Raw genomic sequence first — 17,088 nt, forward strand, 5'->3', positions numbered from 1 at the left:
TTACTTAATGTTATAAGATTTCAGTAGTTCGTCGTATTCTTTGGTTCCTCGTTTGTTAACCGATTCGGATTTAACAATTTCCTGCAGCCTCAACACTCCGTCCAATATTTGTTCGGGTCTTGGCGGACATCCCGGAACATATACATCTACCGGAATTACTTTGTCAATGCCTTGTAAAACGGAATAAGTATCAAAAATTCCGCCTGACGAAGCGCAGGCTCCAACAGCAATCACCCATTTTGGCTCTGCCATCTGTTCGTAAACCTGTCTTAATATAGGTGCCATTTTTTTAGAAATGGTTCCCATAACCATCAGCATATCTGCTTGGCGGGGAGAAAAACTCATTCTTTCTGATCCAAACCGGGCAATGTCATACGTGGCCGCCATGGTTGCCATAAACTCAATACCGCAACAAGATGTTGCAAAAGGTAAAGGCCACATAGAGTTGGCTCGTGCCAACCCTACAACTGAGCTCAGTTTGGTTGCGAAAAAACCTTCACCTACATATCCTTCAGGAGCATCAGTCATTGTATATTTTTTATCACTCATTGTTTTCTCTTTTTAGTCCCATTCTAACCCTTTTTTCTTAAATTCATATAGCAATCCTATCAAGAGCAAAAATAAAAAGATTCCCATTTTTGCGAAGCCATCCCATCCTAGTGCTTGAAAGTTCACTGCCCATGGATACATAAACACTACTTCTACATCAAAAAGCACAAATAAAATAGCTACTAAAAAATATTTTACATTGAAAGGGATACGGGCATTTCCGATAGATTCAATACCACACTCCCAGCTGCTGTCTTTTATTTTTGACTTTCTTCTTGGTCCAAGTTTTCCTGATACCCAAACGGTTACAGAAACAAATCCTGCTGCAAAAAGGATCTGCATTAAAATGGGGATAAAATCAAGTTGATTCGGTTGCATATGCCTAAAGAGTATTTGCGTTAATACATTTTACAAATATACTGTGACTACATGTCATTACAAAGTTTTGATGATATTGGAGTTGAGGCAAAGGGGTATATTTATAAAATATATATTTAGACTAATTATAAATAATAGGAATAGATGAAAAAATCGCTTTCCGGGTGAGGGAAAGCGATTGATGAGTAATCGAAAATTTATATCGAAAATTAATCTTCTATCACTGTAACTTCTGTGGCAATTACTCCTTTTTTGCCGTTTTCTTCAACGTATGAAACGCGATTTCCTTTTTCGATGTTTTTGGTTTTTAATCCTGTAATGTGAACAAAGATATCTTCTTGTGTTTGTTCATTGGTAATAAAACCGAAACCTTTGTCTTCGTTGAAGAACTTAATTGTGCCTACTTGCATTGTAAAAAATAAAAATAAAATTATGGGACTAAGATATACTTTTTATTTTAAGTGACACTTTTTTTTCAAAAAAAATGTATTGCGGATTTTTGTATATAGCTTGTAGTCTTAAAATTTTAAATATTTTACAGCGTTTTTACTTTTTGAAGATACTTGTTGATATACTGGCTGTCAAATTCTTTTACAGATAAAAAACCTTCGTTATTTTCTTCATTGGTTGTTGCTCTGGATAAATAATAGGTTTTTCCGTTAAACATAAAAAGTCCGTTTAAGCCTAAAAACTCGTCAAATTCTCTGTCTATATTGATAACGCTGGTAGCGCCGTCCTTTAGTTCCAATGTTGCTAAGCCGGAATAAGTTACTTTGCGGGCTTTATCATCGGGTAGTCTTATGCGCCAATTCAGTGTGTTGTCTGCTACAATCTGGGGTTTGGTTCTTGTGTCACCGATAATGCGGTACATTTTGCCTTCGTACGGCAAATCGTCAATCATATAATAGTTGTCATAAGATGATGCGTCTAATATTTTATCCATATCTTTTCCGTCTGCTTTTTGCGTAGCAACAAAATAGGTTGAAAATGTGCGGATGTTATTATCTGCTTGATGAGCTCTTGTAATGCTAAAGGTGGCGTAGTACTGATTGTTCCAATAGGTAATAGAATAGAGTTTTACCATGTTTTGCAAAAAGTTTTGAGAGAGCTTTTGGTTTTCTTCAAACGATAGTAAATTGATTATTGGACTAGGTAAATCAAACATTTTTTTTAGATTACCGACGGTTGGTGTGTAATATTTGCTTTGGGTTACGGCCAAAGAATCCTGTTTATCTTCCAGTTCCAATAAAAGAGCGGTATCCATTTTGTTGTCAAAAACCAGCAATTGATTGTCGGGTAATGGCGTTGGGATGATGTACGGCATACCACTCATTAGAGAGTCTTGTGTTAAAATATATTTTTTATCCTTAAGACTATTAAAAAACTCTTGCCGGTCTTCGGCGTTTTTTAGTTTGGTGCGGATGTCTTTCTCATTTCCGTAGATAATATTACTGGTATCTATATAGTAAATGCCGGAACGTGAGTTGAGGTATTTTGAAAAAACTTCTTTGTTGTAATACAAATTGTATTTAAAATTAACCGCATCGCCCAATGTTTTTTTGGCATAAGCCATATTGTCTGTAAAGATGTTTACGGCGTAAGGTTTTTTGTCCGGTGTATTTTTAATATAGCTGTACAGCATCGGGATACAGTTGTCGCAATCATAAATAGATAATAGAACATTAAGGCTTTCTGGTTGGTCTTCTTCGAAGTGATTTTTAAGGTCTGTATTGCTTTTTAAATATAAATCAATGGCGTTATAATCCTGCGCAAATATTGTTGGGGAAATTCCAAAAAGAATAAAAAGGTATAATAGTTTTTTCATGGCAATTAAATTTAAAGTTTAAGAGAATAAAAAAGGCTTTTGCTATTTCTTTAAATTAAAGAATGTTTAAAAGAGCTTTTTTTAAAGCTCTTCTGTTGAACAGTGAACAAGTTATTAAAAAATAACTATATTTTAAATTTTTAGTTAAATTAAGTTTTTGGATAGATGATGTGCGAGTTCTAAAAAACAAAAAAAGCTGCCTTTTAAGGCAGCTTTAGCTATACAATTTGATGAGATTTATTCTTCCTCAATGGGTTTCATGACAAAAGTTTCCATAAATGCAGTGGTGTAATTTCCGGCAACATAATTAGGATCATCCATTAGCTGTCTGTGGAAAGGAATTGTTGTTTTAATGCCTTCAATCACAAACTCGTCCAAGGCACGTTTCATTTTATTGATAGCTTCTTCTCTGGTTTGAGCTGTAGTAATCAGCTTGGCTATCATCGAATCGTAGTTGGGCGGAATGGTGTATCCTGAATATACATGGGTGTCTAAACGTACGCCGTGTCCTCCGGGAGCGTGTAATGTAGTGATCCTGCCCGGTGAAGGTCTGAAGTCGTTAAAAGGATCTTCTGCGTTGATACGGCATTCGATAGAATGTAGTTTTGGCGTATAGTTTTTACCTGAAATAGGAGTTCCGGCAGCTACTAATATTTGCTCTCTGATTAAATCGTAGTCAATCACCTGCTCTGTAATCGGGTGTTCTACCTGAATACGGGTGTTCATTTCCATAAAATAGAAATTACGATCTTTGTCAACTAAAAATTCAATGGTTCCCGCGCCTTCATATTTGATGTATTCTGCGGCTTTTACAGCCGCTTTTCCCATTTTGTCTCTCAATTCATCTGTCATGAACGGAGAAGGGGTTTCTTCAGTCAGTTTTTGATGGCGTCTTTGAATAGAACAGTCGCGTTCTGACAGGTGACATGCCTTGCCGTAAGCGTCTCCAACTACCTGGATTTCGATATGACGCGGATCAACAATTAGTTTTTCCATATACATTCCGTCATTCCCGAAGGCAGCAGCAGCTTCCTGACGTGCGCTTTCCCATGCTTTTGTCAGTTCTTCTTCTTTAAAAATCTCCCGCATTCCTTTTCCGCCACCACCTGCGGTAGCTTTCATCATTACGGGATAGCCGATCTGTTTAGCTGTTTTTTTAGCGTGTTCAAGCGACTCTAATAAACCGTCTGATCCGGGAACAGTAGGAACACCTGCTTTTTTCATAGTTTCTTTAGCGGTGGCTTTATCTCCCATTTTTTCAATCATTTCGGGAGAGGCACCGATAAATTTAACACCGTGTTCCTGACAGATTTTTGAAAATTTAGCATTTTCGGACAAAAAGCCATACCCCGGATGGATAGCATCTGCATTTGTAATTTCGGCAGCGGCAATAATATTCGAAATTTTCAGATAAGATTGGCTGCTGGGAGCTGGACCAATACAAACAGCTTCATCTGCAAAACGAACGTGTAAGCTGTCTGCATCTGCTGTTGAATATACAGCTACTGTTTTTATTCCCATTTCTCTGCATGTTCTAATAACACGAAGAGCTATTTCGCCTCGGTTGGCTATTAATATTTTTTTAAACATCTCTGGAAATTATAAGTTTAACGTTAAGTTAATCCTCTTTTATAATGGGAGGTTGTGGAATAATATTTAAAATTTCTTAAGATGGATCTACCAGGAATAATGGCTGATCAAATTCTACAGGAGATGAATCATCTACTAAAACCTTGACAATTTTACCGGAAATATCGGATTCTATCTCGTTGAAAAGTTTCATTGCTTCAATCACGCATACTACATCGCCTGCTTTGATGGTCTTACCTACTTCAACAAATGAATCTTTATCCGGAGCTGGCTTTCTGTAGAAAGTTCCGATGATAGGGGATTTTATTGTAACGTATTTTGAAGAATTATCATCTGTTTTAGGTGTTTCTGTTGCAGTCGGAGCAGCAGGACTTGTTGGTTGTGCTGCAGCAGCTTGCGGTAAAGCAGAAGTTACCGGTACTTGTTGAATGTAAGTTGTTTCAGTGCTTCCTGCGTCAGTCGTTTTAATGGTGATTTTAAAATCGTCCATTTCTAATTTTACTTCTGTAGCTCCCGATTTAGCTACGAATTTAATTAAATTTTGAATTTCTTTAATGTCCATACCTGAATTGTGATATTGGTTAGTTTTATTCTTTAGTATAAGCCCACTTTAAATACATGGCTCCCCATGTGAATCCTCCCCCAAAAGTAGCGAAAATTATATTGTCGCCTTTTTTAAGTTGTTTTTCAAAGTCACAAAGTAAGAGGGGAAGTGTGGCGGAAGTGGTGTTTCCGTATTTTTCGATATTCATCAATACTTTTGAATCGTCTAATCCCATTCTGTGAGCGGTGGCATCGATGATGCGTTTGTTTGCCTGATGAGCTGCCAGCCAGTCAACATCTTGATGAGAAAGATTGTTGCGCTGCATAATTTTTTCGCTTACATCAGCCATGTTGGATACAGCATATTTGAAAACGGTTTTTCCGTCTTGAAATACAAAATGCTGTTTATTAGCAACCGTTTCTGCAGTAGGAGGAAGAATTGAGCCTCCGGCATCTATTTTTAGAAATTCTCTTCCAATTCCGTCGCTTCTTAAGTACTCATCTTGAACTCCTAATCCTTCAGAATTTGGCTCAAAAAGAACAGCTCCGGCACCATCGCCGAAAATAATGCATGTTGCTCTGTCTTCGTAGTCAATAATGGAAGACATTTTATCGGCTCCGATTAATAATACTTTTTTGTACTTTCCTGATTCAATATAGGAAGAGGCTACAGACATACCGTATAAAAAGCTGGAACAAGCGGCTTGAAGGTCAAAGGAAAATGCGTTTGTTGCTCCGATTTGTGTGGCTACGTATACTCCTGTTGAGGCAACAGGCATGTCTGGTGTAGCTGTAGCTAAAACAATTAAATCAATTTCTTTAGGATCTGTGCCTGATTTTTGCAAAAGATCTTCGGCAGCTTTAATTGCCAGATAAGAAGTTCCTTTCCCCGGGTTTTTAAGAATTCGTCTTTCTTTAATTCCGGTTCTTGTAGTAATCCATTCGTCGTTTGTGTCAACCATTTTTTCAAGATCAGCATTTGTGAGCTTGTCTTCTGGTAGATAACAGCCAACGGCGGTAATGGCTGCGTTTATTTTTGTCATAATGGTATTGCTTTGCTTTGTAAAAACATTCCAAAAAGAAGCGAAAATTACAAAAAAAAAAACAATTAATATTGATTTTGATTTATAAAGTCACTTCGGGTCGTTTTTATTTACAAAAAAAAACTCTCACACATTGTGAGAGTTTTTGTAATTTTTTAAAGATTATGCCTCTACTTCAGTGGTTTTGTCAATTACAACTTGCCCTCTGTAGTAAAGTTTTCCTTCATGCCAGTAAGCTCTGTGGAATAGGTGAGCTTCTCCGGTAACAGGACATGTTGCAATAGTAGGGGCAACAGCTTTGTAATGTGTTCTTCTTTTATCTCTTCTTGTTTTCGAGGTCTTTCTCTTAGGATGTGCCATTTTACTATATTATTTATCCGTTAATAGTTTTTTTAATTCTGCCCATCTCGGGTCTATTTCTTCATCGTTATTATTTGTATCGTCGTCTTCTGTTTCAGGTTCATCATCACTATTGTTGTTGTAACCTAGAAAATCTAATGCCTCAGAGTCCAGAGTTCCGTCTAAAACGCCGGGATGTACTCTCTTTTGAGGGATAGATAAAACAACCATTTCATAAATATATTGCGAAACGTCTATTTGGTGTTCGGTAAACGGAATAACCAAAATTTCATCATGGTCATCGTTAAACTCTTCGCCAAATTTTACAATCAGGTTTAGATGACCTTCAATAGGTAAGTCAAAATCCTGATTAGTGACGTCGCAAGCGGTATTTATAATGCCTTTACTCGTGAAATGGAGTTCTAGCAGGCTTGTTTTTTTATTTAAAAGAACGCTGATATCTGCATTTATATGATTAAAATCTTCGTAGCTGTAATCTTTAAAAAAGGTGTCATCTACTTGAAATTCAAATCTATGCTCTCCGTTTTTTAATCCTGAAAAAGGAATTAAAAAGTCTCTTTTGTTATTCATGATCAACATGATTTGAGCGTGCAAAGATAAAAAAATATTATTATTGCAAGCTAATTATCACTTTTTTTTGTACTTAAATCTTTTTCTTGAGGTTGTAAAGGATTTTGCGAGGCTTCTGCATTATAATGTCTGTTTTTAAAAATATCTAAAGCGACAAAGATGGCTTCTCTGAATGAAGAAGGATCGGCTAGTCCTTTTCCGGCAATGTCATAGGCAGTACCGTGGTCGGGTGATGTACGTATTTTGTTTAATCCGGCAGTGTAATTTACGCCTTGTCCAAAGGAAAGTGCTTTGAAAGGAGCTAAACCCTGATCGTGATAACAAGCTATGACGGCATCAAAATGTCTGTATGTTTCGGATCCGAAAAAGCCATCGGCAGGAAAAGGTCCTGAAATTAAAATGCCTTCTTCATTGAGTTTTTGAACAGCAGGTTTAATAATTTCTATTTCTTCTGTACCGATTACTCCGTCATCACCAGCATGGGGATTTAATCCTAGAATGGCGATTCGGGGTTTTAAAATATTAAAGTCTTGTATTAGGGTTTTGTTTAGTATTTTTGTTTTTTTTCTTATTAAATCAATCGTGATGTGTTGAGCCACTTCTTTTAAAGGAATGTGGTCGGTAAGCAATCCTACTTTTAATTCGTCACTCATTAAGAGCATAAGAGCGTCTCCTTCTAACTGTTTATTTAAATAATCTGTGTGTCCTGGGTATTTAAAGTCATCATCTTGGCTGTTGTATTTATTAATAGGAGCAGTTACTAATACATCAATTTCTCCGTTTTTTAAAGCTTCAGTGGCGGCAACGAATGATTTAATAGCATATTTCCCGATAAGCGGATCGTTTTCGCCATAATTAATATTTAAACTTTCTTTCCAAACGTTGTAAACGTTAACTTTTTCGTTTATGACTTGAGACAGGCGGTCTATTCCTTGATAATTTGTGCTGCTTTCAATTGCTTTTTTTGCATAGGACAAAGGTTTAGAGTTTCCAAAAATAATTGGGGTGCATATTTCGAGCATTCTGCTGTCTTCAAAACACTTTAGTATTATTTCGCATCCTATGCCATTTAAATCACCTATTGAAATACCTACTTTAATATTTTCTTCTTTCTGGCTCATAATTGTCCTGTAAATTATTACTACTTTTGAAAGCAAATTTAATAAAAATAAATTGAAATATGTTTACGGGAATTGTTGAGGATATTGGTGTTGTTCAAAAAATAGAAAAAGAACAGGCTAATCTGCACCTGACTGTAAAATGTGGTTTTGTGCCGGAATTAAGGGTGGATCAAAGCGTTTTACATAACGGTATTTGTTTGACAGTGGTTGCTTTGCAGGGCGATTCATATACAGTTACGGCAATCCGAGAAACTATAGAGGTTACTACTATTGGAAATTGGAAAGTAGGGCAATCTGTCAATCTTGAGAGAGGAATGCTGCTCAATGGACGTTTAGACGGACATATTGTTCAGGGGCATGTAGATTTTATAGGAAAATGTGTTTCTATTGAAGAAGCAGAAGGGAGTACGTATTATGGATTTGAGTTTAAAAAAGATACGCAAAATACAACGATTGAAAAAGGTTCTATTACAGTTGATGGTGTTAGTCTGACAGTTGTTGATTCCGGAATAAACACCTTCAAGGTGGCTATTATTCCTTATACTAAGGAACACACTGTTTTTAAAACCTATCAAGTAGGAAGTTTGGTTAATTTAGAATTTGATGTTATTGGTAAATACGTGTCCAAGTTAATGCGGTTAGGTAAAGTTTAGAAAACTTTTTAATGAAAAGTAAAAGATTGTCAATGAATTGGAAAAATACACTAATTTTGCGCTTGTAAAATGTGGACATGAAAATAAATCTGCAGAATAAAAACTTTGCTGCTATGACGGATGAAGAATTGGTTCAATTCATTGTCCATAGCGGAAATACAAGTTTGTTTGGTATACTTTATGATAGGTATGGGCAAAAAGTTTATACGAAATGTTTAGGTTTTGCAGAGTCAAGAGATGTGGCAGAAGATCTGACTCAGGATATATTTGTAAAGCTATATTTGAATTTAAAAAATTTTAGAGGAGAGTCTAAGTTTTCTACCTGGTTGTATTCTTTTGCATATAATCACTGTGTAAATTATTCGAAAACAGTTTTGAGGCGACGCAGAAATGAAGAAAGTATAAATGAAGAATTCGTGTATGATGAAGCGATGGAAGAAGAGATATCTGATGAAGAAATTTTTTCTCTTGCAGTAGGAAAACTTCAGCAGTCACTACAAAAGATAGATCCTGAAGATAAAATTATTTTGTTGATGAAATATCAGGATGATAAATCGATAAAAGAAATAGCTTTAATGCTGGAATTGGGAGAAAGTGCTGTGAAAATGCGATTACACAGGGCAAAGAGAAAAATAGTGGAAATATATAACTCATTGTAATGATGGATAATCCTTTTAAAAAAATATTAGCAGATGAAAAATTGCCGGAATACCTGAAGGGTAGGGTGATTGATAATCTCAATTTTATAAAGTTATCCCTGGATGTGTCTGAGCTATATACTGTAAAAGTGCCTGAAGTTTTAGGTAGTTTTCTTGGAGAAGCGGATAAGGAGAAAGAAAAAGAATTGATTGATAAATTAAAAAATAAAAAAGACGATGGAGTTATATAATTTTGAATATCCAAGTCAGATGATAAATTCAGTGATGGGATCTTTGGTAAAAGGAGTCTTTGGTTTTCTGCTGTTAGGGGGATATGGTTTGCTGTGTTGGCTGGTAATTAAATTTCTGACTTATTTGTTGAAAAAAATATTTAAATTCATTCGATTGGAAAAAATCCAAAAGCTAATCAATGAAAATGAATTTTTGAGTAAGTTGAACTTTACTATACGCGTAGAGGGAATTCTTATCTTTTTTGTAAAAGTCTTTATTGTCTTTTTGATGTTGCTGATAGGAGCTGAACTTTTTGGACTTGAAGTTGTTTCTAGTGAGATTGGGAATTTAATGATGTATATACCGAAGATATTTGTGGCACTTCTTATTTTTGTGGGAGGGTTATATTTTGCTTCCTGGATTAAAAAGATTGTGATTGAAGTGTTGAAAAATATTGACTTTGGCGGTGCGCGAATGATCGGGAATATATTATTTTATTTGATTCTTGTTTTTGTTATCATTACAACTTTGAATCAGATGGGGATTGATACCTCTGTGATTACTAGTAATATATCAATTATAGTAGGGGCGTTGTTATTTACGCTTGCTTTGTCTATGGGATTGGGTGCAAAAGATATTGTTACCCGCTTGTTGTATTCTTTTTATGCCAGAAAGAATTTAGAAATCGGGCAATTTATCCGAATAGATAATAGTATTGAAGGATATGTTATTTCTATTGATAATATTTATTTGTGCTTGTTGGTGGACGGTAAAAAGAATTATCTTCCTATACAGAAAGTTTCGGAAAGTCATATTGAAATTATAAAGTAGTTTCAGGGGTTGAGGAATATAAAAAAGAGGCTATTTATATTAAAAAACAGCCTCTTTTTTTGTTCTGTTAAAGTTTAATTATCAATCTTAAAAGTAAGAACAGAAGTAGAGGAGTGATTTACTAAATCCTCACTGATGCTTCCGTTAAAGAAGTGTGAGATTCCTTTTCTTCCATGTGTGGCAATGCCGATGAGGTCTGCATTTATTCTATCTGAAAAATTTAGGATTCCTTTCTCTATGTTGATGTCATTATAAATACTTAAGTCGTATTCTTTATCGGTTATGTCTTGTAAAAAGTCCTGTAAAAGCTCTTCGGCAACATGAGTGGCTTTAAAGTTGTTGGGTGTGTTAACCATTAACAAATGAAGTTTTGATCCAAATACTTTATTAAAAGCCAGTGCTTTTTTAAAAGGTTCTTTCATGTTTTCTGAAAAGTCAGAAGCAAAGACAAAATCACTGATTTTAAAGTCTTCTACTTCTCCCTTTATTACTAAAACAGGAATGTTGGAGGTTCGAACTACCTTTTCAGTATTTGATCCGATAAAATATTCTTTAAACCCGCTTGCTCCATGTGATCCCATAACAATTAAATCAACGTTGTTGTTTTCGGCTGATTTAGTAACGCCTAAAGAAGTGCGATCAAGAATTAGGCTTGTAGAAACGGTTAGTCCTTGGAAAATAGGATCTAAAGCGAGGTTGTTTAGTTTTTCTTCTGCTGCATTTTTAAAAAACATAACCTGAGGCGCAGGAGTTCCTTTGTTTACGCTGTCGCTCCCTTCCTGAGGAAGGTCAAGAATGTGCAGTAAAATAATTTCGGCACCTTCTTTTTTAGCAAGTTTAATTCCTACTCTGATTGCGTTAAATGCCTGATTTGAAAAATCAGTTGGAATGAGTATTTTTTTCATATTCAAGTATTGATTGATTTCTTATTTTTTCAGCTGTAATTTAATGAAGTTATAAAAATAAGAATATAATTATCAATACACAAAAGTTTTATTTGTATAAAAAAAGTAATATATTTGCAAAGTTATTTATTAAAAAGACTAAATAATGAGGGGACAGAGTCCCCTCTTTTTATAGGATATGACGTTTAAGGATAGAGTAAAAGAGTTGATTAATAAAGCGTTAGATGACTGTTCTTGTTTGTTTTTGATAGATTTTTCTATATCACCGGATAATAAAATAACTGTTATTATTGATGGAGATAAAGGTGTAACTTTGCAAGATTGTATTGATGTAAGCAGAGTTATTGAGCACAATTTAGATAGAGAAGAGCAGGATTTTTCGTTAGAAGTAGCCTCTGCGGGAGCAACAGCGCCGCTAAAACAGCTTCGTCAATACCATAAAAATATCGGCAGAAAGCTGAATGTGGTTACAATAGAACAACAAAAAATTGAAGCAACTTTAGAAGAAGTGCGAGACGGAGAGATTGTGCTCAGGTGGAAAGCTAGAGAGCCCAAGCCTGTAGGTAAAGGAAAAATAACTGTTGAAAAAGAAGCAGTTATCGCATTTGATAAGATAAAAGAGGCTAATGTTATAATTTCATTTTAAAAAAAGTATTACATGGAGAATAGTGGTTTAATTGAATCATTCTCAGAGTTTCAAGAATTAAAAGATATAGACAGAGTTACCCTGATGGCTATTTTGGAAGATGTATTCAGAAATGCATTGAAGAAAAAATATGGAGCAGATGATAACTTTGATATTATTGTTAATCCGGATAAAGGAGATTTTCAGGTTTTTAGAAACAGAGTGGTTGTGGATGACGGAGAAGTAGAAGATGATAATTATGAGATTTCTTTGACAGATGCTCGAAAGATTGAAGCAGATTTTGAAGTAGGCGAAGAAGTTTCTGAAGAAGTTAAATTGGAAGATATTGGAAGACGAGCAGTACTTGCTTTGCGCCAGTATTTGAATTCTAAAGTAACAGAACACGATAATGCTACCCTGTATAAGCATTTTAGAGAAGTGATCGGGGAGATTTATACAGCAGAAGTGCATCATATCCGCCCAAAAGTCGTAATTTTGATGGACGAAGAAGGCAATGAAATTGTATTGCCGAAAGAAAAACAGATTCCTTCAGATTTTTTTAGAAAAGGAGATACAGTAAAAGGAGTAATAGAGGCGGTTGAATTAAAAGGATCCAAACCGCAGATTATTATGTCCAGAACATCTGTTCAGTTTTTGGAAAGATTGCTGGAGCAAGAAATTCCGGAAATTGCAGAAGGACTTATTACAGTTAAAAAAGTAGTACGTATTCCGGGAGAAAAAGCAAAAATAGCTGTAGATTCTTATGATGAGCGCATTGATCCGGTCGGTGCATGTGTGGGAATGAAAGGATCGAGAATTCACGGAATTGTAAGAGAATTAGGAAATGAAAATATAGATGTAATCCATTATACTGCCAATACAGATTTATTTGTCAAAAGAGCATTAGCTCCGGCAAAAGTAAACAAGGTTGTTTTGGATGATGCAGCTAAAAAGGCAAATGTATATTTAGATTTGGAAGAAGTTTCTCGTGCCATTGGGAGAGGAGGTCAGAATATCAAATTAGCAGGAATGCTTACAGGATTTGATATTGATGTGATGAGAGAACTTAATTCAGAAGATGACGACGTGGAATTGTCAGAGTTTAAGGATGAAATTGACGAATGGGTAATTGACGAATTTGCCAAAATAGGCTTAGATACAGCCAAAAGTGTGTTAAATCTCACTGTAGACGAACTGATTAAGAGAACCGATCTTGAAGAAGAAACAATAGAAGATGTATTGAGAATTCTGAGAGAGGAGTTTGAAGATTAGTCCTGCAAACACGGATAACGCACAACACAAATAAATACACTAAAAAGATAATATGTCTGAAGAAAGAGCAATAAGAATAAATAAAGTTTTAAGGGAATTAAATATTTCTCTCGACAGAGCCGTAGACTTTTTGAAAGGCAAAGGATTTGAAATCGATGCAACTCCAAATGCTAAAATTTCTCAAGAAGAGTATAGTGTTCTGTGCAAACAATTTTCTGCTGACAGAGGGAAGAAAGAAGCTTCTATTGAAGTAAGCGAAGAGAAAAAGAAAGAGAAAGAAGCGTTGAAACAAGAGCGCGAGCGAGAATTGGAAGAAAAGAGAAAACAAGAAGAAAAAGCTCGAATCAAAAGAGAACAAGAAATTATCAGAGCAAAAGCAGAAGAAGCTGTTGCTATTAAAACAGTTGGTAAGATAGAGCTTGAACCAAAACCTAAAACTAAAGCATCTTCAGACGATTCGCAAACAGAAAACAAAAAAGAGGCAGTAAAGCAGCCCGAAGCTGAAGCTCCTAAACAAGAAGCGGTAAAGGAAACGATTAAAGTCTCTGAGCCTAAGGCAGAAGTAAAAAAAGAAATTGTTGAAACAGATGCTAAACCTGTATCTGCCGAAACAAACACTAATAAGAAAGTGGAAGCAAAACAGGAAGTTGAAAAGCCAAAGCAACAAGAGGTTGTAAAGGATAAACAAGAAGAATCTTCAGCTAAAAAACAGGATAAACCGGAAGCTAAAACAGAAGAAAAAGGAACGAAAGCAGAAGAAGCTAAAGGAGAGCCTAAATTAGGAGATGAAATTATAAAAACACAATACCAGAAGCTTACAGGGGCAACTTTTACAGGTCAAAAAATTGATTTATCTCAATTTGAAAAACCCAAAAAGAAAAAAGAAGACCACAAAAAAGGGAACAATGCTGCTGGTTCAGGGAATAATAAAAAAGAAGGATCTCAGGGCGCCGGAAAAAACAAAAGAAAACGCATAGCAAAACCTTCCACTCAAGAAGGAGCAAATAGTGCTGGCGCTGCCGGAGGAAATAACCATCCAAGAGGCGGAAACCAAAATAATGCTCAAAGAGGTGGTGGGAAGTTCAATAATAAACACTCTAAACGCCATACTGCGCCAGTTGTAAAAGCTGAACCGACCGAAGAAGAAGTTAAAAATCAAATTAAAGAAACTTTAGAGCGTCTTCAAGGAAAAGGTAATAAGTCTAAAGCTGCAAAATATAGAAGAGATAAGAGAGATATACATCGTAAAAAAACAGACGAAGAACAAAAAGCACTGGAGGCAGGAAGTAAAGTGCTGAAAGTGACAGAGTTTGTAACGGTGGGGGAAATAGCAACAATGATGGATGTGCCGATTACTAAAGTGATAGGTACTTGTATGTCATTGGGTATCATGGTTACAATGAACCAGCGATTAGATGCAGAAACGTTGAGCATTGTTGCAGATGAATTTGGTTATGAAGTTGACTTTACAACAGCCGATCTGGAAGAATCTATCGAAGAAGTTCCGGACAGACCAGAGGATTTAAAGCCAAGAGCGCCGATTGTAACGGTTATGGGGCACGTTGACCACGGAAAAACTTCCTTACTGGATCACATTCGTAAAGCCAATGTAATTGCCGGAGAATCAGGAGGAATTACACAACATATCGGAGCTTACGGAGTGACGTTAGACGGCGGACAAAAAATCACATTTTTAGATACTCCTGGACACGAGGCATTTACTGCTATGCGTGCCCGTGGAGCTCAAGTTACCGATATTGTAATTATTGTAATTGCTGCGGATGACGATATCATGCCACAAACCAAAGAGGCTATAAGTCATGCTCAGGCTGCAGGAGTCCCGATTATTTTTGCGATTAATAAAATAGATAAGCCAACGGCAAATCCTGAGAAAATTAAGGAAAAACTGGCAGCAATGAATTTTTTGGTAGAAGAATGGGGAGGAACCTATCAGTCTCAGGATATCTCTGCCAAGCAAGGAATCGGAATGAAAGAATTACTTGAAAAAGTATTGCTTGAAGCAGAAATGCTTGAATTAAAAGCTAACCCTAATAAACTCGCTTCCGGAACCGTGGTAGAAGCTTATCTGGATAAAGGAAGAGGATATGTGTCTACTATTTTGGTGCAGGGAGGAACGCTGAGAGTAGGAGATTACCTGTTGGCAGGATGTCATCACGGAAAAGTGCGTGCTATGCATGATGAGCGCGGAAATTCAATAAAAGAAGCAGGACCATCCAGACCTATTTCTGTTTTAGGATTAGACGGAGCGCCAACTGCCGGAGATAAGTTTAACGTATTTGAAGAAGAAAAAGAAGCAAAGCAAATTGCTACAAAACGTACGCAATTGTTGAGAGAGCAGTCTGTAAGAACCCAAAGACATATTACTTTGGCAGAAATCGGACGCCGAATTGCTTTAGGAGACTTTAAAGAGCTTAATATTATCCTGAAAGGAGATGTGGACGGATCTGTTGAAGCACTTTCCGATTCGTTCTCTAAACTTTCTACAGAAGAAATACAAATCAACATCATCCATAAAGGAGTTGGAGCAATAACCGAATCTGACGTATTGTTAGCGTCTGCTTCTGATGCTATTATTATAGGGTTCAACGTTCGTCCGATGACTTCGGCGAAACAATTGGCAGAAAAAGAGGAAATTGATATCAGAAATTACTCTATTATCTATGACGCTATCGATGATTTGAAAGATGCAATGGAAGGTATGCTATCTCCGGAATTAAAAGAAGAAGTTACCGGTACGGCAGAAATCAGAGAACTGTTCAAGATTTCAAAAGTGGGAACAATTGCAGGGTGTATGGTTACGGATGGCAAGATATTCAGAAGTTCAAAAATCCGCTTAATCCGCGAAGGAGTCGTAATCTACACAGGAGAACTGACAGCATTAAAACGCTTTAAAGACGACGTAAAAGAAGTGGCTAAAGGATACGATTGCGGAATTCAGATTAAAAATTACAACGATATTAAGGAGTATGATTTAATAGAGGCATTCCAAGAAGTTGAAGTAAAGAAAAAACTAAAGTAAACATCATAAATGAAGAAGAAGGGGTTGCCATAGCAATCCCTTTTTTTATGACAAGGTGTCAGCTATTTGATTTGGCGTATATTTTGCTGTATTCTTACCGATTAAAAGTAAAACTATGATTTGGATTTTTATGATTGCTGTCATGGCAGCAAGTTATTATATACAATATAAGTTAAAGTCAAAATTTGAGAAGTATTCAAAAATACATCTGCAAAACGGGATGAGTGGTGCTGAAATTGCTCAAAAAATGCTCTTAGATCACGGAATCAGAGATGTACGCGTTATTTCAACTCCGGGTCGTTTAACGGATCATTACAATCCGGCCGATAAAACGGTTAATTTGAGCGAAGCGGTTTACAACGAACGCAATGCCGCCGCCGCTGCGGTTGCTGCACACGAAGTTGGACATGCTGTTCAGCATGCTACCGCTTATCATTGGCTGACAATGAGATCTAAAATGGTACCGGTTTTAAGTGTGACATCTAATATAGTACCCTGGGTTTTATTGGCAGGTGTTTTTATGCTTAATACTTTTCCTCAGTTGTTGTTACTGGGAATTGTATTGTTCGCTTTAACTACTATATTTTCATTCATCACTTTGCCGGTTGAATATGACGCCAGTAACAGAGCTTTAAAGTGGCTTCAGACTAAAAACATGGTTACACAACAGGAGTATGCAGGGGCAAAAGATGCTTTGAGCTGGGCTGCCCGTACTTATGTAGTTGCAGCTATCTCATCGCTAGGCACACTGCTGTACTATGTTATGATTTATATGGGACGAAGAGAATAGTGTTTATATTTTAATTTTAATTGTTTAAAGGTATCCGATAGGATGCCTTTTTGCGTTTACAATTGTCATTGGTGGATAACCGATTGCCAAATGAAATTAAAGATAAAGCAAAAGATTAAAAAAC

19 protein-coding genes are annotated in these 17,088 nt (G+C 36.1%); 8 read left to right on the forward strand and 11 right to left on the reverse strand.

Features of this window, described 5'->3' with window-relative positions:
- The 10 genes from C8P70_RS00875 to pdxA form a co-directional block, all read right to left on the reverse strand.
- Positions 1-549, reverse strand: coding sequence for an NADH-quinone oxidoreductase subunit B (locus C8P70_RS00875; RefSeq protein ID WP_133711467.1), 549 nt, complete (start codon positions 547-549; stop codon positions 1-3).
- 12 nt (positions 550-561) lie between these two features.
- Complete coding sequence (locus C8P70_RS00880; protein WP_133711468.1) at positions 562-927, reverse strand: NADH-quinone oxidoreductase subunit A; 366 nt, start codon at positions 925-927, stop codon at positions 562-564.
- Between the two features lie 209 nt (positions 928-1,136).
- Complete coding sequence (locus tag C8P70_RS00885) at positions 1,137-1,337, reverse strand: cold-shock protein (protein ID WP_133711469.1); 201 nt, start codon at positions 1,335-1,337, stop codon at positions 1,137-1,139.
- Between the two features lie 125 nt (positions 1,338-1,462).
- Positions 1,463-2,752, reverse strand: a complete 1,290-nt coding sequence (locus tag C8P70_RS00890) for a hypothetical protein (RefSeq protein WP_133711470.1) — start codon at positions 2,750-2,752, stop codon at positions 1,463-1,465.
- A gap of 237 nt (positions 2,753-2,989) precedes the next feature.
- Positions 2,990-4,342, reverse strand: a complete 1,353-nt coding sequence (gene accC, locus C8P70_RS00895; RefSeq protein WP_133711471.1) for an acetyl-CoA carboxylase biotin carboxylase subunit — start codon at positions 4,340-4,342, stop codon at positions 2,990-2,992.
- Between the two features lie 76 nt (positions 4,343-4,418).
- A complete protein-coding gene (gene accB / locus C8P70_RS00900) occupies positions 4,419-4,904 on the reverse strand; it encodes an acetyl-CoA carboxylase biotin carboxyl carrier protein (RefSeq protein WP_133711472.1) in 486 nt (161 codons plus the stop codon).
- A 25-nt stretch (positions 4,905-4,929) separates the two neighbouring features.
- Positions 4,930-5,928, reverse strand: coding sequence for a beta-ketoacyl-ACP synthase III (locus C8P70_RS00905; protein ID WP_133711473.1), 999 nt, complete (start codon positions 5,926-5,928; stop codon positions 4,930-4,932).
- Between the two features lie 162 nt (positions 5,929-6,090).
- Positions 6,091-6,288: a 50S ribosomal protein L32 gene (rpmF, locus tag C8P70_RS00910; RefSeq protein WP_133711474.1), complete on the reverse strand. Its 198-nt coding sequence runs from the start codon at positions 6,286-6,288 to the stop codon at positions 6,091-6,093.
- 9 nt (positions 6,289-6,297) lie between these two features.
- A complete protein-coding gene (locus C8P70_RS00915) occupies positions 6,298-6,858 on the reverse strand; it encodes a YceD family protein (RefSeq protein WP_133711475.1) in 561 nt (186 codons plus the stop codon).
- A gap of 50 nt (positions 6,859-6,908) precedes the next feature.
- Positions 6,909-7,979, reverse strand: a complete 1,071-nt coding sequence (gene pdxA / locus C8P70_RS00920; RefSeq protein WP_133711476.1) for a 4-hydroxythreonine-4-phosphate dehydrogenase PdxA — start codon at positions 7,977-7,979, stop codon at positions 6,909-6,911.
- Positions 7,980-8,038: 59 nt separating this feature from the next.
- Between pdxA and C8P70_RS00925 the strand changes: the two genes are divergently transcribed.
- The 4 genes from C8P70_RS00925 to C8P70_RS00940 all read left to right on the forward strand — a co-directional run bounded on the left by C8P70_RS00925 (position 8,039) and on the right by C8P70_RS00940 (position 10,332).
- A complete protein-coding gene (locus C8P70_RS00925) occupies positions 8,039-8,632 on the forward strand; it encodes a riboflavin synthase (RefSeq protein WP_133711477.1) in 594 nt (197 codons plus the stop codon).
- 77 nt (positions 8,633-8,709) lie between these two features.
- Entirely contained in the window at positions 8,710-9,291 is a 582-nt protein-coding gene (locus C8P70_RS00930) for an RNA polymerase sigma factor (RefSeq protein WP_133711478.1), read from the forward strand.
- A complete protein-coding gene (locus C8P70_RS00935) occupies positions 9,291-9,521 on the forward strand; it encodes a hypothetical protein (protein ID WP_243832637.1) in 231 nt (76 codons plus the stop codon). Before C8P70_RS00930 ends, C8P70_RS00935 begins: the two co-directional genes overlap by 1 nt.
- On the forward strand, positions 9,508-10,332 hold the full coding sequence (locus tag C8P70_RS00940; RefSeq protein ID WP_133711479.1) for a mechanosensitive ion channel family protein: 825 nt from the start codon (positions 9,508-9,510) through the stop codon (positions 10,330-10,332). Before C8P70_RS00935 ends, C8P70_RS00940 begins: the two co-directional genes overlap by 14 nt.
- 74 nt (positions 10,333-10,406) lie before the next feature.
- Here the strand turns inward: C8P70_RS00940 and C8P70_RS00945 are convergent, their stop codons facing one another.
- Positions 10,407-11,237, reverse strand: a complete 831-nt coding sequence (locus C8P70_RS00945) for a universal stress protein (protein WP_133711480.1) — start codon at positions 11,235-11,237, stop codon at positions 10,407-10,409.
- A gap of 178 nt (positions 11,238-11,415) precedes the next feature.
- Between C8P70_RS00945 and rimP the strand changes: the two genes are divergently transcribed.
- The 4 genes from rimP (at position 11,416) to C8P70_RS00965 (ending at position 16,964) form a co-directional block, all read left to right on the forward strand.
- Positions 11,416-11,883 (forward strand): ribosome assembly cofactor RimP, encoded by a 468-nt coding sequence (rimP, locus tag C8P70_RS00950; protein WP_133711481.1) that lies wholly within the window; start codon positions 11,416-11,418, stop codon positions 11,881-11,883.
- Between the two features lie 12 nt (positions 11,884-11,895).
- The gene (gene nusA / locus C8P70_RS00955) at positions 11,896-13,134 is read left to right on the forward strand and encodes a transcription termination factor NusA (protein WP_133711482.1); all 1,239 of its coding nucleotides are present in this window, start codon (positions 11,896-11,898) and stop codon (positions 13,132-13,134) included.
- Between the two features lie 52 nt (positions 13,135-13,186).
- On the forward strand, positions 13,187-16,174 hold the full coding sequence (gene infB, locus C8P70_RS00960; RefSeq protein ID WP_133711483.1) for a translation initiation factor IF-2: 2,988 nt from the start codon (positions 13,187-13,189) through the stop codon (positions 16,172-16,174).
- Positions 16,175-16,289: 115 nt separating this feature from the next.
- Positions 16,290-16,964: a zinc metallopeptidase gene (locus C8P70_RS00965; protein WP_133711484.1), complete on the forward strand. Its 675-nt coding sequence runs from the start codon at positions 16,290-16,292 to the stop codon at positions 16,962-16,964.
- The last annotated feature ends 124 nt before the right edge of the window (positions 16,965-17,088 follow it).

The organism is Myroides indicus (genome assembly GCF_004364575.1).
Classification (GTDB): Bacteria; Bacteroidota; Bacteroidia; order Flavobacteriales; family Flavobacteriaceae; genus Flavobacterium; species Flavobacterium indicum_A.

Bases quoted from the DNA above. Each gene is read 5' to 3' on its own strand.
- C8P70_RS00875 (WP_133711467.1), bottom strand. From the start codon at position 549: ATGAGTGATAAAAAATATACAATGACTGATGCTCCTGAAGGATATGTA.
- C8P70_RS00880 (WP_133711468.1), bottom strand. From the start codon at position 927: ATGCAACCGAATCAACTTGATTTTATCCCCATTTTAATGCAGATCCTT.
- C8P70_RS00885 (WP_133711469.1), bottom strand. From the start codon at position 1,337: ATGCAAGTAGGCACAATTAAGTTCTTCAACGAAGACAAAGGTTTCGGT.
- C8P70_RS00890 (WP_133711470.1), bottom strand. From the start codon at position 2,752: ATGAAAAAACTATTATACCTTTTTATTCTTTTTGGAATTTCCCCAACA.
- accC (WP_133711471.1), bottom strand. From the start codon at position 4,342: ATGTTTAAAAAAATATTAATAGCCAACCGAGGCGAAATAGCTCTTCGT.
- accB (WP_133711472.1), bottom strand. From the start codon at position 4,904: ATGGACATTAAAGAAATTCAAAATTTAATTAAATTCGTAGCTAAATCG.
- C8P70_RS00905 (WP_133711473.1), bottom strand. From the start codon at position 5,928: ATGACAAAAATAAACGCAGCCATTACCGCCGTTGGCTGTTATCTACCA.
- rpmF (WP_133711474.1), bottom strand. From the start codon at position 6,288: ATGGCACATCCTAAGAGAAAGACCTCGAAAACAAGAAGAGATAAAAGA.
- C8P70_RS00915 (WP_133711475.1), bottom strand. From the start codon at position 6,858: ATGAATAACAAAAGAGACTTTTTAATTCCTTTTTCAGGATTAAAAAAC.
- pdxA (WP_133711476.1), bottom strand. From the start codon at position 7,979: ATGAGCCAGAAAGAAGAAAATATTAAAGTAGGTATTTCAATAGGTGAT.
- C8P70_RS00925 (WP_133711477.1), top strand. From the start codon at position 8,039: ATGTTTACGGGAATTGTTGAGGATATTGGTGTTGTTCAAAAAATAGAA.
- C8P70_RS00930 (WP_133711478.1), top strand. From the start codon at position 8,710: ATGAAAATAAATCTGCAGAATAAAAACTTTGCTGCTATGACGGATGAA.
- C8P70_RS00935 (WP_243832637.1), top strand. From the start codon at position 9,291: ATGATGGATAATCCTTTTAAAAAAATATTAGCAGATGAAAAATTGCCG.
- C8P70_RS00940 (WP_133711479.1), top strand. From the start codon at position 9,508: ATGGAGTTATATAATTTTGAATATCCAAGTCAGATGATAAATTCAGTG.
- C8P70_RS00945 (WP_133711480.1), bottom strand. From the start codon at position 11,237: ATGAAAAAAATACTCATTCCAACTGATTTTTCAAATCAGGCATTTAAC.
- rimP (WP_133711481.1), top strand. From the start codon at position 11,416: ATGACGTTTAAGGATAGAGTAAAAGAGTTGATTAATAAAGCGTTAGAT.
- nusA (WP_133711482.1), top strand. From the start codon at position 11,896: ATGGAGAATAGTGGTTTAATTGAATCATTCTCAGAGTTTCAAGAATTA.
- infB (WP_133711483.1), top strand. From the start codon at position 13,187: ATGTCTGAAGAAAGAGCAATAAGAATAAATAAAGTTTTAAGGGAATTA.
- C8P70_RS00965 (WP_133711484.1), top strand. From the start codon at position 16,290: ATGATTTGGATTTTTATGATTGCTGTCATGGCAGCAAGTTATTATATA.